At 70.8% G+C, this 13,628-nt stretch carries 14 protein-coding genes; 7 read left to right on the forward strand and 7 right to left on the reverse strand.

What is annotated here, in order from left to right; all coding sequences use genetic code 11:
• Both ABD844_RS16605 and ABD844_RS16610 read right to left on the reverse strand, forming a co-directional pair.
• On the reverse strand, nucleotides 1-126 hold a 126-nt coding region (locus tag ABD844_RS16605), incomplete at its 3' end, for a roadblock/LC7 domain-containing protein (protein ID WP_344877848.1).
• Nucleotides 123-2,960: a sensor histidine kinase gene (locus tag ABD844_RS16610; RefSeq protein WP_344877824.1), complete on the reverse strand. Its 2,838-nt coding sequence runs from the start codon at nucleotides 2,958-2,960 to the stop codon at nucleotides 123-125. The genes ABD844_RS16610 and ABD844_RS16605, both read right to left, overlap by 4 nt.
• 391 nt (nucleotides 2,961-3,351) lie before the next feature.
• Between ABD844_RS16610 and ABD844_RS16615 the strand changes: the two genes are divergently transcribed.
• The 7 genes from ABD844_RS16615 (at nucleotide 3,352) to ABD844_RS16645 (ending at nucleotide 9,604) form a co-directional block, all read left to right on the forward strand.
• Entirely contained in the window at nucleotides 3,352-4,344 is a 993-nt protein-coding gene (locus tag ABD844_RS16615; RefSeq protein WP_344877826.1) for an ABC transporter substrate-binding protein, read from the forward strand.
• Nucleotides 4,341-5,117, forward strand: a complete 777-nt coding sequence (locus ABD844_RS16620; protein WP_344877828.1) for an ABC transporter permease — start codon at nucleotides 4,341-4,343, stop codon at nucleotides 5,115-5,117. Before ABD844_RS16615 ends, ABD844_RS16620 begins: the two co-directional genes overlap by 4 nt.
• Entirely contained in the window at nucleotides 5,114-5,908 is a 795-nt protein-coding gene (locus ABD844_RS16625) for an ABC transporter permease (protein ID WP_344877830.1), read from the forward strand. Before ABD844_RS16620 ends, ABD844_RS16625 begins: the two co-directional genes overlap by 4 nt.
• 17 nt (nucleotides 5,909-5,925) lie before the next feature.
• On the forward strand, nucleotides 5,926-6,930 hold the full coding sequence (locus ABD844_RS16630; RefSeq protein WP_344877832.1) for a methyltransferase: 1,005 nt from the start codon (nucleotides 5,926-5,928) through the stop codon (nucleotides 6,928-6,930).
• 81 nt (nucleotides 6,931-7,011) lie between these two features.
• Nucleotides 7,012-7,959, forward strand: a complete 948-nt coding sequence (locus ABD844_RS16635) for an ABC transporter substrate-binding protein (RefSeq protein ID WP_344877834.1) — start codon at nucleotides 7,012-7,014, stop codon at nucleotides 7,957-7,959.
• Nucleotides 7,956-8,783 carry an ABC transporter permease gene (locus ABD844_RS16640; protein ID WP_344877836.1) on the forward strand — a complete coding sequence of 276 codons (828 nt, stop codon included), beginning with the start codon at nucleotides 7,956-7,958 and terminating at the stop codon, nucleotides 8,781-8,783. Before ABD844_RS16635 ends, ABD844_RS16640 begins: the two co-directional genes overlap by 4 nt.
• The gene (locus tag ABD844_RS16645) at nucleotides 8,780-9,604 is read left to right on the forward strand and encodes an ABC transporter permease (RefSeq protein WP_344877838.1); all 825 of its coding nucleotides are present in this window, start codon (nucleotides 8,780-8,782) and stop codon (nucleotides 9,602-9,604) included. The genes ABD844_RS16640 and ABD844_RS16645 overlap by 4 nt, the downstream gene beginning before the upstream one ends.
• 27 nt (nucleotides 9,605-9,631) lie before the next feature.
• On the opposite strand, the gene ABD844_RS16650 is transcribed toward ABD844_RS16645, so the two are convergent.
• From ABD844_RS16650 to ABD844_RS16670, 5 genes are all read right to left on the reverse strand, one after another.
• Nucleotides 9,632-10,612, reverse strand: a complete 981-nt coding sequence (locus tag ABD844_RS16650) for a nitrilase-related carbon-nitrogen hydrolase (protein ID WP_344877840.1) — start codon at nucleotides 10,610-10,612, stop codon at nucleotides 9,632-9,634.
• Nucleotides 10,613-11,050: a DUF3598 family protein gene (locus ABD844_RS16655; RefSeq protein WP_344877842.1), complete on the reverse strand. Its 438-nt coding sequence runs from the start codon at nucleotides 11,048-11,050 to the stop codon at nucleotides 10,613-10,615. It lies immediately after the preceding gene.
• Nucleotides 11,051-11,055: 5 nt separating this feature from the next.
• Entirely contained in the window at nucleotides 11,056-12,429 is a 1,374-nt protein-coding gene (locus ABD844_RS16660; protein ID WP_344877844.1) for an aldehyde dehydrogenase family protein, read from the reverse strand.
• A 109-nt stretch (nucleotides 12,430-12,538) separates the two neighbouring features.
• On the reverse strand, nucleotides 12,539-13,126 hold the full coding sequence (locus ABD844_RS16665) for a GTP-binding protein (protein WP_344877846.1): 588 nt from the start codon (nucleotides 13,124-13,126) through the stop codon (nucleotides 12,539-12,541).
• Nucleotides 13,107-13,454, reverse strand: a complete 348-nt coding sequence (locus tag ABD844_RS16670; protein ID WP_168022238.1) for a DUF742 domain-containing protein — start codon at nucleotides 13,452-13,454, stop codon at nucleotides 13,107-13,109. The genes ABD844_RS16665 and ABD844_RS16670 overlap by 20 nt, the downstream gene beginning before the upstream one ends.
• Nucleotides 13,455-13,628 lie beyond the last annotated feature (174 nt).

Consider the following 13,628-nt stretch of genomic DNA (forward strand, 5'->3'; position numbering starts at 1 on the left):
CGCCGACGCCGCCAACGGCAAACCGTCAGACGACACGACCACCGCGTGCGCGACCCCCGGAACGGTACTGACGAAGTCGGTGATCAGCCAGTCCACCCCGCGTGCCGCGTGGCTCAGGTCGTTCACGCGCCCTCCTCCCTACTGTCATTCCTGGGGCCGGACCCGTATGTCCTGCCCCCACTGATGTCGTCGCGCGCGGCTCGGAAGCCCTGCTGGTAGCTGGAGAGCCGGCTGCGCACCCGGTCAGGAGAGACCGCCGGCATGGGGGCGACGCCCTTGGGCGCCGAGACCGTGTCGGCGGAGCCTGGCACCAGGTTCGCCTTCGGCACCCGCTTGGGCAGCCCCGCCGCCGTCGCACCGTCACGCACCGGCTCCACCGCCGCCTCCGCCGCACTCCAGCCCGCGTCGGCCTTGGCCGAACCCCAGGTGGCGTTGGCCTCGGCGCCGTGGTCGAACCAGGCCGACTCCACCGAGGCGAAGATCGGCAGGTACTCGTCCCCGCCGGTGGCGGGCATGACGGCGGGCATCGGGCCGGTCGCGGCCAGCTCGGTCTCGGGGAAGTCGAAGCGGTTGGGCGGCGGCTCCGGCGTACGCGTCCAGGGCCGGGTATCGTCGGCGGGCGCTCCGCGCTGGGGCAGCCCGCCGTCGCCGGTCATCGACCCGCGCGAGGGGACCCACACGTCGTTGGAGGAGTCGGCCGACATCCAGCCGGCGGCCTCCGCGGGGAGCGGGGGCGGCTCGGCGGAGGGGAAGACGGGCGCGGACGGCCAGGACCCGCCCGCCGACACGGGCTCCGACGGGTACGAAGGATAGGACGGGTGCCCGGGGCCGAGCTGGAACGACGAGGCGGGCCACGCGCTCGCCGCGGCCGGCTGCGGCGTGGGGAACGCCTCTTCCCTGGAGCCTGCGGGCGCGGCGCCGGCGTACGAGGGGGTCTGCGCGCCGAGCAGCGACTCGGGCATGAGGACCATGGCGGTCAGGCCGCCGGAGCCGTGCGGGCGTAACTGCACCCGGACGCCGTGCCGGTGCGCCAGCCTGGCGACCACGAACAGGCCCATGCGGCGGGAGACGGACACGTCCACGGTGGGGGCGTCGCTCAGGCGCTCGTTGGCCTGGGTCAGCTCCTCGGCGGTCATGCCGATGCCGGAGTCGCTGATGGACAGCATGATGCCGCCGCCGTCGATCCTGCTGCCGGAGACCGGGACGCGGGTCTCGCGCGGCGAGAACGACAGGGCGTTCTCGATCAGCTCGGCGAGCAGGTGGATGACGTCGTTGACGGCCTGGCCGGCGATGGAGACGCCTTCTGGCACCTCCAGGACGACGCGTTCGTAGTTCTCGACCTCCGACAGGGAGGCGCGGGCCACGTCGACCAGCTTGACCGGCTGGCTCCAACGCCGAGGCGGATCCTGACCCGCCAACACCAACAGGTTCTCACTGTTACGACGCATACGCGTGGCCAGATGATCCAGCTTGAACAGGTTCCCCAACCGCTGCTCATCCTGCTCACCCTGCTCCAGACCATCGATCAACGTGATCTGCCGCTCCACCAACGTCTGACTACGCCGCGACAAGTTCACGAACATCGCGTTCACATTGCTCCGCAACCGCGACTCCTCACCCGCCAACCGCACCGCCTCACGATGCACCTCGTCAAAGGCCCGCGCCACCTCGCCGATCTCGTCCTTGGAGTTGATCTCGATGGGCGGGACCCGTAGCTGGTCGGGGTCGATGTCGGCACTGCGGAGCTGGCGGACGAGGTCGGGCAGCGTGTGACCGGCGATCTTCAGTGCGTCGCCGCGCAGGCGGCGCAGCGGGCGGACGAGCGAACTCGCCATGAGGGCGGTGATCGCGAGGACCAGCAGGAGCAGCGCCGCCACGAGGCCGATGTTGACGGCGGCCAGTTGCCTGTCGCCGCTCGCGACGTCGGCGGCGCGCGTGGCCACCTGCTCCGACAGCGACTTCTGCATCTGGTGGTGCCGGTCGACGGTCTCGGAGATCGACTCGAACCAGCGGTCGACGTCGCGGGTGGTGGAGTTGTCGAGGCGGCGCAGGGACTGGCCCTCGTTGTTGAGCAGCACGGCGCGGGCGATGTAGAACTCGGCGCGGCCGATCCGCTGGCTGGCCACCGTGTTGTCGAAGTCCTGCCGCTGGGTGGCCGTGGCGACCGCCTCGAAGGCGATCCTGTCGCTCTCGCGCCGGGAGCGCGCGTCGAGGAAGGCGGTGAACTCCGGTTCCTCGAAGGAGCCGCGGACCAGGGCGATCGTCAGGAGTGCCCGCTGCTTCGACGCCTCCTCCTCGGCGCGGGCGATGGAGCGCAGCGCGGCGGCGGTGGCGGTGAGCTGCTCGTCGGTGGAGCCCTGGCCGAGCTCGTCGTAGAGCAGCAGCATGTCGGCGATGACCTCGGAGTACTTCTCCACCGTCGGCAGCGGCGGCAGCAGCGACTTGTCGACCGTGTCGCGCAGCGACGGGAGCTGGCCGAGGCGGTCCTCGATCCGGTCGAGCGTCCGGCGGCCCAGGTCGCTCAGCGACGCCTCGGCCGCCCGCGCGGCGGCCCTGGTACGGGTGAGGCTGGCGTCCACGATCTCGTGCTGGCTCTGGAGCTTGCCCGCCTCGGAGCCGCCCTTGCCGGAGACGACGTAGCGGGCGGCCAGGTCACGTTCGAGGCCGAGGTCGCGGGACAGCTCGCCGAGCTGGGTGACCAGCCTCCCGACGTCGCCGATGAGCTGGTACTGCTGGGCGCTGCTGATCGAGTCGCTGACCCGCAGCCCGCCCAGGATGACGCCCACGATGGTGGGAATGGCGATGAGGGCGATGAGACGAGTGCGGACGCGCCAGTTACGCAACGCGAACGGACTGCCCGACCGGGGTGGGTGCGCCGCCTGTGGCGCCGTACCGACGGCAGGTTGTTCCGGCACGTCCGGAGCACTGCCACGACCGGGGCCGGTCGTCGTTGTCGTCACTGGTGGCACCCTCTCGCCATGACTGTTGCAGGGGGTCTCAGCGGCTACGTCACATGGACGAGTGATCGCAGGCAAGTTCGAGGCCCAATTTGAGCACAAACCTCATAGTTAGGCCAACGTCTCGGGCGTTTTCAACCGTTCCAAGCCGCACATTGTTCACGTGGCAAACCCCCGGACACGGAGCGCAACCGGCGCATCGATCCGGACATTCGGTCATTAAACACACTTTGGGCCTGTGATTTACATCAATGGCGGCTGATAGTCATATTTAGCAGATAAAGTGCATAAACAAGGCATAGCGCTCCCGTTTGGATCTCCCCTCCGGTACGCTTCACGCCCGGCATCCTGTGCCGATCTCCAGAAGCTTCCCCCTGGTAGGAGAACCCCCCCGATGACACGCAAACTGCGCTGTCACGCCATTGTCGTCGGCGTCACAGTCGCTCTCACCCTTGCCGGTTGCGGTGGATCTGAGGACCCCGCCACCACATCCGCCAACAGCAAGGGCTTGGAGAAAACCACCATCAAGGTCGGGGCCCTGCCCATTCCCGACCCCGTATCGCTCTATATCGCCAATGCCAAGGGCTACTTCAAGGAAGAGGGTCTGACGGTCCAGCCGACCATCATCACCGGTGGTGCCGCGGCACTGCCGCAGATCGAGAACGGCTCCCTCGACATCTCCCAGACCAACTACGTCTCGACGTTCGTGGCTGTCAGCCAGGGCAAGAAGATCAAGCTGGTCGCCGACATGTACCAGGCCGCGGCGAACACGTTCAACATCATGGTGCCCAAGGATTCGCCGATTCAGACGGTGGCGGACCTCAAGGGCAAGACCATTCTGGTGAACAACCTGAACAACATTGCCACACTCGCGGTGACCACGCAGCTCAAGGTCGCCGGTCTCACGGCCGAAGACGTCAAGTTCGTCGAGAAGGCGTTCCCCGACATGGGCAACGCGATCGTCGGCGGCCAGGCCGACGCGGGCTGGATCACCGAGCCGTTCATCACGGCCAACCAGAGCCAGCACGGCTTCCGCAAACTGGCCGACACGATGACCGGGCAGACGGCCGACCTGCCCATCGCCGGCTGGATGGCGACCGAGGAATGGGCGCAGAAGTACCCCAAGACGCTGGCCGCCTTCCAGCGGGCCATCGCCAAGGCGCAGCAGGTCGCCTCCAGTGACCGCAAGGAGATCGAGGCCGCGCTGCCGAAGTACACGAAGATCGACGCCAAGACGGCCTCGGTGATCACCCTGGGCGCCTACCCCAGCGAGCTGAACTCCAACCGCCTGCAGAAGGTCGCCGACCTCATGCTCGAGTACGGCTACCTCAAGAGCCCGATCGACGTGAAGTCCGTGATCGCGGCGGCCCCCGCAGCGAGCGGATGACCAAGGCACGGCTGCTCCGCGGCGCCGCCGGCGCTGCGGGGTTCCTCGTTCTCGGGGAGCTGTTCATCCGCTTCGGCGTCGGCGAGGAAATGAGCTTTCCCGCGCCCTCGACGATCGTGTTCGAGGCCGTGCGCCTGCCGGCCGACGCCGAGTTCGTGACCGGCGTGGGCACGACCCTCGCGAACTGGGCGCTCGGCCTGCTCCTCGCCATCGTCGTCGCCGTCCCGCTGGGCGTGCTGCTCGGCGCGCTGACGCCGCTGGAGCACGCGATCCGGCCGGTGCTGGAGTTCCTGCGCCCGATCCCCTCGGTGGCGATCATCCCGCTCGCGATCCTGCTGATCCCGGTGGACGAGCTGATGAAGGTCTCGGTCATCGTGTACGCCTCGATCTGGCCGATCCTCATCAACACCCTCTACGGCATGCGCGACGTGGACCCGCTGGCCAAGGAGTCCCTGCGCAGCTTCGGCTTCGGCTCCCTGGCGGTGCTGGCCAGGGTGAGCCTGCCCAGCGCGGCCCCGTTCGTGGCGACGGGCGTCAGGATCGCCGCCGGGATCGCGCTCGTCCTGGCCGTCAGCGCCGAACTGCTGGCCGGCGGCGTCTCCGGGATCGGCGTCTACGTGAACGTGGCCGGCAGTGGCAACAGGACCGACCTCATGATGGCGGCCACCTGCTGGGCCGGGCTCCTCGGCGTACTCGCCAACGCGGCCCTGCTGGCCGGCGAGCGCCGCCTGTTCCACTGGCACCGCATGCGGACGGGGGCGACGGAGTCGTGACGCTCCTCACCAGACTGCTCGTGATCCCGTTCGTGCTGGCCATCTGGGAGGTCCTCGCGCTCGCCGCCGGCGACACCGACTTCCCGCCGCCCACGACGATCGTGGTCCGCATGTACGAGCTGTGGTTCTCCGGCCCGGCCGGCCAGGTGTTCCTCACCGACGACGCGATCGACAACATCCTGCCGAGCCTCGGCCGCATGTTCGGCGGCTGGATCCTGGCGGCCGTGATCGGGATCGTGGCGGGCGTGCTGCTCGGCCGCTCGCGTACGGCGACCGACTACGTCGACCCGCTCATCGAGTTCGGCCGTTCGATCCCGCCGCCGCTGCTGCTGCCGGTGTTCCTGGTGGTGATCCAGTTGCCCGCCCCGTGGGGCGGCCTGGCCACGCAGCTCGCGACGATCGTGTTCGGCGTGATCTGGCCGGTGCTGCTCAACTCGATCGAGGGTGTCAGGGCGGTGGACCGCACCTATATCGAGACGGCCACCGTCTTCAACCTGAGCAGAGCGCAGCGCCTGCGGGTGGTCGTCCTGCCCGCCGCCCTGCCGAAGATCTTCGCCGGGCTGCGGCTGAGCCTGTCGCTGGCGCTGATCCTCATGGTGATCACCGAGCTGATCGGCGGCAGCGACGGCATCGGCTACCAGCTCCTGCAGGCGCAGCGCAGCTTCGACGGCGCGGGGGTGTGGGCGGCCATCACGCTGCTCGGCGTCCTCGGCTACGTCGCCAACTCCCTGTTCGTGCTGGCCGAGCGCCGCGTGCTCGTATGGCATCGGCACGCCACCCGCAATCCTTGACCTCCCTGGAAGGACACATGCCGCATTCCGATGACCTCCTGTGGGGGGCCGTGGGCGACATCTCGCGCTTCGCGGCCCTGCTGACCATGGCCGAGCTGGGCCTGGCCGACCACCTCGCGGACGGTCCGCTGGACACCGCCGAGCTGGCCGGCCGGGCCGGGGCACACGCCCCCTCGCTGCGCCGGGTCCTGCGTGAGCTGGCCGCCATGGGCGTGGTCAAGGTCGCCGGGCCCGACGCGTACGACCTGACCGAGAAGGGCATGGCCCTGCGGTCGGACGCGCCCGGCTCCGTCCGCTCGTCGATCCGCATGCTCGGCGAGGAGAGCTTCTGGTACGCCATGGGCACACTGCCCGCCACCGTACGCGACGGCAGCTCGGCGTTCGTCAAGCGCTACGGCCACCTGTACGGCCACCTCGCCGCGAACCCCGGCCCGAGCAGCCTGTTCGACGACTACATGACCGCCAGGGCCATCCCCTTCACCGAGGGACTGGCCAAGCGCTACCGCTTCCCTGCCGGGGCGACCATGGTGGACGTGGCCGGCGGCAAGGGCCACATCCTGGCCACCGTCCTGCACGCCAACCCGCACATGCGCGGCATCCTCTTCGACCTGGAGCACGTGGCCGACCACGCCAGGCGCACACTGGCCGACGAGGGCCTGTCCGACCGGGCGGAGGTCGTGGCCGGCGACTTCTTCGCCGGGGTGCCCGCCGGAGGCGACGTCTACCTGCTGGCCAGCGTCCTGCACAACTGGGACGACGAGGACGCGCTCAAGATCCTCGGCAACGTCCGCGACGCCATGAACCCCGACGGGCGCGTCCTGGTCCTGGAAGTCGTGCTCCCTGACAGTGAGGAGCCGCACCTGGGTAAGGACATCGACATGCGGATGCTGGCGATTTTCAACGGCGGCACCGAGCGCAGCCACGACGAGTACGCGGCCCTGCTCGGCCGGGCCGGGCTCGCGCTCACCGAGGTCGTCGAACTCGGCTCCGGCGCGAACCTCATCGAGGCCGTGCGCCGCTGACCTCTCCCCCAGCCTCCCTCACCTGATGACCGGCCAAGAAAGGCAGTGGCGATGAAGCTGGCCAGGATCGTAGTCGCGGGTATGGCGGTCGCGCTGACGCTCAGCGCGTGCGGAGGGGCGGGAGGCGGGCAGCAGGGCGGCGCCACGTCGTCCGGCGGGCTGGAGAAGACCCAGCTCCTGGTCGGCGTGGTGCCGGTGCCGTCGTCGGCGCCGCTGTTCATCGCCGAGCAGCGCGGCTTCTTCAAGGAAGAGGGCCTGACCGTCAAGACGGAGATCATCCAGGCCCCGCAGGCGGTCATGCCGAAGATCCTCAACGGCAGCATGGACGCCTTCCTCACCAGCTACGTGTCCCTGATGGCGATCAACGACTCGGGCGCGGCGCGGCTCAAGCTGTTCCAGCACAGCCAGGAGGCCGCCCCGAACGTGGCCGGCGTCGTCGTGGCCAAGGGCTCGCCGATCAGGACCGCGGCCGACCTCAAGGGCCGGACGATCGCGGTCAACGTGCTCCAGGCGCTCGGGCAGACGCTCACCAACGCCCACCTCCAGGCGGCCGGGCTCAAGCCGGACGACGTCAAGTACGTGCCGGTGCAGTTCGCCGACCAGCTCGGCGCGCTGTCCTCGGGTCAGGTGGACGCGGCCTGGCTGGTGGAGCCGTTCCTGACGGCGGCCAAGAAGAGCGGCGCCACGCAGGTCATCGACACCACCGACGGCGTCACGGCCGGGGTGCCGATCGACGGGTGGGGCGTCTCCGAGGACTGGCTGACCAGGAACCCGAAGACGGCCGCCGCCTTCCACCGCGCGCTGGCCAAGGCCCAGAAGATCGCGGGCGAGGACAGGAAGGCCATCGACGCGGTCGTGCCGACGTACACGCAGATCCCGGCGGACGCGGCGGCGGCGATGACGCTCGGCAGGTTCTCGATGGAGGCCGACAGGGCGAGCGTGCAGAGGCTGGCCGACCTGCTGCACGGCTACGGCTACCTCAAGGCGAAGGTGGACGTGGCGCGGCTCTTCGCGACGCTCGGCGGATGACCGGGCAGGAACTGGTCGCCGAGCCGGAGGCCGGACGGCGGCGGGTGACCCGCCGCGTGCTCGGGCGGGGGACGCTCGGGGTGATCGGGGTCGTGGGGTTCCTCGCCGTCGCGGAGCTGGCGGGGCGGGCCGGACTCCTGCCCGGCTTCCTGCCGTACGCCTCGCACGTGCTCGCCACCGCGGCCGGGCTGCCGCTCGACGCCGGGTTCCGTGCGGACGTGCTGGCCACGCTGGCGGCCTGCGCGACCGGGCTGGCGATCGCGGTCGCGGTGGCCGTGCCCGCCGGGCTGCTGCTCGGGACGGTGCCGTTCATGGAGCGGTCGGCCCGGCCGCTGGTGGAGTTCCTGCGGCCGATCCCGTCGGTGTCGCTGATCCCGCTGGCGGTGTTCCTCTTCCCGGCCGGGCAGGACGCCAAGGTCGCGCTGGTCGTCTACACGTGCTCGTGGCCGCTGCTGATCAACACGATGTACGGGCTCGGCGACGTCGACCCGCTGGCCAAGGAGACGCTGCGCGGCTTCGGCTTCGGCCCGCTGTCGGTCGTGCTGCGGGTGAGCCTGCCGAGCGCGGCGCCGTTCATCGCCACCGGGGTGCGGATCGCGGTGTCGGTCACGCTGATCGTGGCGGTGAGCGTGGAGCTGCTGGCGCCCGGCGGGGGCGGGATCGGGGCGTTCCTGTCGCTGGCGGGCAGCGCGAACCGGCTCGACCGCATGCTCGCGGCGACCGTGTGGGCCGGGTTCATCGGGCTGGCGGCCAACCTGCTGTTCACGGCCGCTGAGCGGCGGGTGTTCCGGTGGCACCACGCCCGTACGGGAGGCGCGGCGTGAGCGTGGTGCGGCGGGGCCGGTACCGGGCGGGCGAGGTGGCGCGCCGGCTGGCGTGGTACTGGCTGCCGCCCGTGGCGTTGATCGTCTGGGAGCTGGTCACTCGGTCGGCGCGGGCCGCGTACTTCCCGCCGCCGTCGCTGATCGTGGTGCGGCTGCACGAGATGTGGTTCTCGGGGCCGCTCTCGCAGGCGTTCCTGACCGACGAGGCCGTCGCCGACCTGCTGCCCAGCCTGGGCCGGCTGTTCGCGGGGTGGGCGATGGCGTGCGCGGCGGGGGTGCTGGTGGGGGTGGCGCTGGGGCGGTCGTACTGGCTGTCGGGGCTGGTGGAGCCGCTGCTGCACTTCGGCCGCTCGGTGCCGCCCGCCACGTTGCTGCCGGTCTTCCTGGTGCTGTTCAAGATCGGCACGCCGATGGAGCTGGCCTCGATCGTGTACGGAGTCATCTGGCCGGTGCTGATCAACTCCATGGACGGGGCCAGGCACGTCGACCGCCAGTACATCGAGACCGGCACCGTCTACCGCCTCGATCCCTGGCAGCGGCTCACCCGGGTGATCCTGCCCGCCGCCGCCCCGAAGATCTTCGCGGGGCTGCGGCTGAGCGTGTCGCTGGCGCTGATCATGATGATCATCTCGGAGCTGGTCGGGAGCAGCGAGGGCATCGGGCACCGCATGCTGGAGGCGCAGAGCCAGTTCGACATCCCGGCCATGTGGGCGGGCATCGTGCTGCTGGGGCTGCTGGGGATCGTGCTCAACGCGGCGTTCCTGCGGGTGGAGCGGGCGGTGCTCGGCTGGCACACCAGTGCGCGCACCGCCGACGGCTGACCTCGCTCCTCCTTCCGGGGGGCGGTGTCAGCCGTGCAGGCGGTCGATGGTGTCCTGCTGCCGCGTCCGCAGCCAGGCGCGATCGGGTACGCCCGCCGCCGGGCGCTCGACGTCGTGGCGGGCGTACTCCTGCGCCCACAGTCCCGTCTTGACCCGGCTGAGGTGGTTGCCCAGGCCGGGGCGCAGCCGGGCGCGGCGCAGGGCGGCGAGGTCCAGCTCGGCGGCGGCGACCAGCGACTCCCCCGGACCGGCCTGGGCCAGCGCCCGTCCCTCGTGGTCGATCAGCTCCGAGCCGCCGTTCGTGGAGTCGCCGGGGATCGCCGTGCCGGACAGGCCGCCGGTGTTGGCCGAGACCACGTACGCCAGGTTCTCCACCGCCCGCGCCCGCCGCGCGATCGCCTTGGGTGTGAGCGCCGGGGACGACGCCTCCGAGGTGGGGTTGCACAACACCTCGGCGCCCCGCAGGGCCAGCGCGCGGGCCAGCTCGGGCACGAGGATCTCCTCCGAGGCCACCACCGCGAGGTTCCCGATCTCCGTACGCGCCACCGGCAGCACGCCGTCGATCCCGTAGATCTCCAGGTAGCGCTCCCACACGTCGTACGGGGTGGGCGAGAACAGGGAGTGCAGCCTGCGGTAGCGCAGCACGACCGAACCCGCCGGCGAGAGGATGACCGTCGCCTGGAAGAACAGGTCGGGGAAGTGCGGATCCCGCTCGTACGCGTTGGCGCACAGGAACACGCCGTGCTCGGCGGCGACCGCGGCCAGCGCGCGGTATTCGGGCCCGTCGGGGTCGAGCGCCGCCCGGTCGCGCCACTCGGCCAGCCCTTCCCGCAGGGGGAAGCCGGTCAGGACGTACTCCGGCAGCACCACCAGACGCAGCTCAGGCCCGAGCCACGCCTTGGAGGCCCCGATCCGGGCGGCCACCCGCTCCACGGCCGGCATGATCTCGGCCCGCGAGGTGACGGCCCTGGTCTCCATCTGCAGGGCCAGCGCCTTCCAGGCGGTCACTCAGCCCACCCGCCGCTCGTCGATCAGCGTGCGCCGCACGCACACCCCGTCCCTGAGCCACTGCCAGACCCGGCTGCGCGAGCGGCCGTCGTCGCTGAGCACGATCAGCTCGAACAGCCGCAGGTCCTGCCCCTTGTACCGCCAGGTCAGGTAGATCGTGCCGGTGTCGACCTCCCAGAACTCGCCCTTGAGCCGCTCGGTGTCGAAGGCGCAGCGGCCGTCGCCGAGATAGACGCCGGGGAACTCGTGCACCTCCTCACGCCCGTCGTCCCAGGTGTAGCGGTTGGTCTGGTGGTAGGCGGCGTCGCCGAGGATCGCGCAGGTCATCCGTACCCGGTGGCGGTCGAGCAGGTCGCCGCCTGGGCCGAGGTGCACGTATTCGCCCTCCCACTCCCCCTCGTGCCTGGCCAGCACCGGCATGTCGGCGCGAAGTCCCATCCGGGCTACTCCTTCGTCGTGTGCCACCACGGGTCGGCGGCGTCAGATCGGTTGACCAGGAACGCCCGGCGGCGCAGGAACCGGCCGATGGAGGCCGTGCCCATGCGGGAGCCGCCGAGCCCGGACAGGCGGAAGGAGTTCTTCTCGCCCTCGTGCACGAGCGCGGTCAGCGCGGCGTCGTTGACGCTGACCGCGCCGACCCGCAGGCGGGCGGCGACGGCCAGCGCCCGCTCCTCCGTGGCGGCGAAGACGGCGGCCGACAGCCCGTACGCGGAGTCGTTGGCCAGCGCGACCGCCTCGTCCGGCCCGTCCACGGCCATGACCGGCAGCACCGGGCCGAACGTCTCCTCCGTCATCACCAGCATCGTGTGGTCGGCCCCGGACAGCACGGTCGGGCGGCACCAGCGGCCGCCGCCGTGCCGTTCGATCCGGCCGCCGGTGTGCACGACGGCCCCCTTCGCGACGGCGTCGGCCAGGTGGGCGGCGACGACGTCGTCCAGGCCCGGCCGGATGAGCGGGCCGATCGGGCCGCCCTCGCAGGTCAGGCCCACCTGCCCGGCCTTGGCCACCAGCCGCGCGAGGAACTCGTCGTGCGCCTCGCGGGCCACGTAGACGCGCTCGATGGACTGGCAGGACTGACCGGCGTTGGCGGTGCCGCCCCACAGGACGGCCGCGGCGGCCCGGTCGAGGTCGGCCCCGGCCAGCACGATCGCCGGATCCTTGCCGCCCAGCTCCAGGAACGCCGGCACGAACGCGTCGGCCGTGGCGCGCGCCACCCGGCGGCCGGTCTCGACGCCGCCGGTGAACACCACGGCGTCCACCAGGCCGACGAGCGCGGCCCCGGTCTCGCCGTCGCCCTCGACGACCCCGAGTGGCAACTCGGCGGGGACCAGCCTCATCAGCGGCTCGATGAAGCGCGGCGTCACCTCGCTCGGCTTGACCAGCACCGCGCACCCGGCCGCCAGCGCGGGGACGGCGTCGATGAGGCCGAGCAGGAGCGGCAGGTTCCACGGGCTGATCACCCCGACCAGCTCGTACGGCACCGCGTCGCCCGCCACGAAGACGCCGGGCAGGGAGGCGGGACGTTCGGCGGGCGGGGCGAGGAGTGCGGGCGCCTGGCGTACCCATCGGTCGATGAGCCCGGCCACGAGCCGGCGCTCCAGCAGCGACTCGGCCACCCTGCCGGTGTCGGCCACGAGGGCGGCGAGGAGGTCGTCGTCATCAGCCAGCGCGGCGCCGAAGCGGGACAGGACCGCGCCTCGGTCGGCGTCGAGCCAGGCGGGGGCCCGCTCGCGCAGCCCGGCGGCGACGGCGGCCAGCCGGTCGGCCGGGATCGGGGCGAGCGACCGGTCGGTCTGCCCGGTGATCGGGTTCCTCACGTTCATGCGGTGCGGCCACGGGACATGGTGCTCCTGCGAAGGTTCGGCGGGAGCCATTGTGATCAGGCGATCGGCCGCGAGTCAACGAGCGCCCGCGGCCCCGGCGCGGTCAGCCGCCCCAGCCGGGCACGGCCATCCGCACCGAGAGCGCGTGCTCGACGAGGTTGATCAGCGCGCCTTTGACGGAGTCTTTGGAGCGGGCGTCCAGCCGTACCAAGGGGATGTGGGGGGCCAGGGTCAGGGCGTCGCGCACCTCGGCGTCGCTGTGGGGATATTGGCCGTCCCAGCCGTTGACGCCCACGACGAACGGGAGCTGGGCCTCTTCGAAATAGTCGATGGCGGGGAAACTGTCGGCCAGACGACGGGTGTCGACCAGCACGACCGCACCGATGGCACCGCGTACGAGGTCGTCCCACATGAACCAGAACCGATGCTGCCCGGGAGTCCCGAACAAATACAAGATCAGATCGCGATCGAGCGACACCCGGCCGAAGTCCATCGCCACAGTCGTGGTCGACTTCAACGGCGTCATACCCAGATCATCGATCCCCGCCGACGCATCGGTCATCACCGCCTCCGTCGTCAACGGCATGATCTCCGACACCGCCCCGACGAACGTCGTCTTGCCCACCCCGAAACCACCGGCCACGACAATCTTCGTCGAGGTGAGACCGGGACTAGAGCCTGCGAAGTCCACTTAGCACCCTTTCGAGCAGATTTACGTCCGGCCTTCCGGCGTCCAGTTGGGGCTGATGCACGCGAACCAGACCTTCGGCGGCCATGTCAGCGATCAGCACGCGCACCACGCCGAGCGGGATCCGCAGCAGCGCCGACACCTCCGCCACGGACCGGACCTGCCGGCACAGTTGGCTGATCGCCTGGTACTCCGGTGTGATGTGGGAGAACTCCCGCTGCTCGGCCGTCGCCGAGGACACCAGGGCCTCCATAGCCAGTTTGACCCGTGGCGCCGTCCGTCCACCTGTCACGGCGTACGGGCGGACGGGCGAAGCGGGGTCGGGAGTCAGCCGCGACTGGGGTGGGGGCTGAGGGTGAGGCTCAGGCTGAGGTGGGGGAGCCCAACCGCCGCTGTTCCATCTGGGGTCCGACACTTACATCACCTGGTCTGGCTGGCGCGCAGCTCGGCACGCACAGCCGGAGTCAGCACCTGACCGGCGCGATCGACCATCAGCGTCATCTGA

The organism is Nonomuraea antimicrobica (genome assembly GCF_039536965.1).
Taxonomy (GTDB): Bacteria; Actinomycetota; Actinomycetes; order Streptosporangiales; family Streptosporangiaceae; genus Nonomuraea; species Nonomuraea antimicrobica.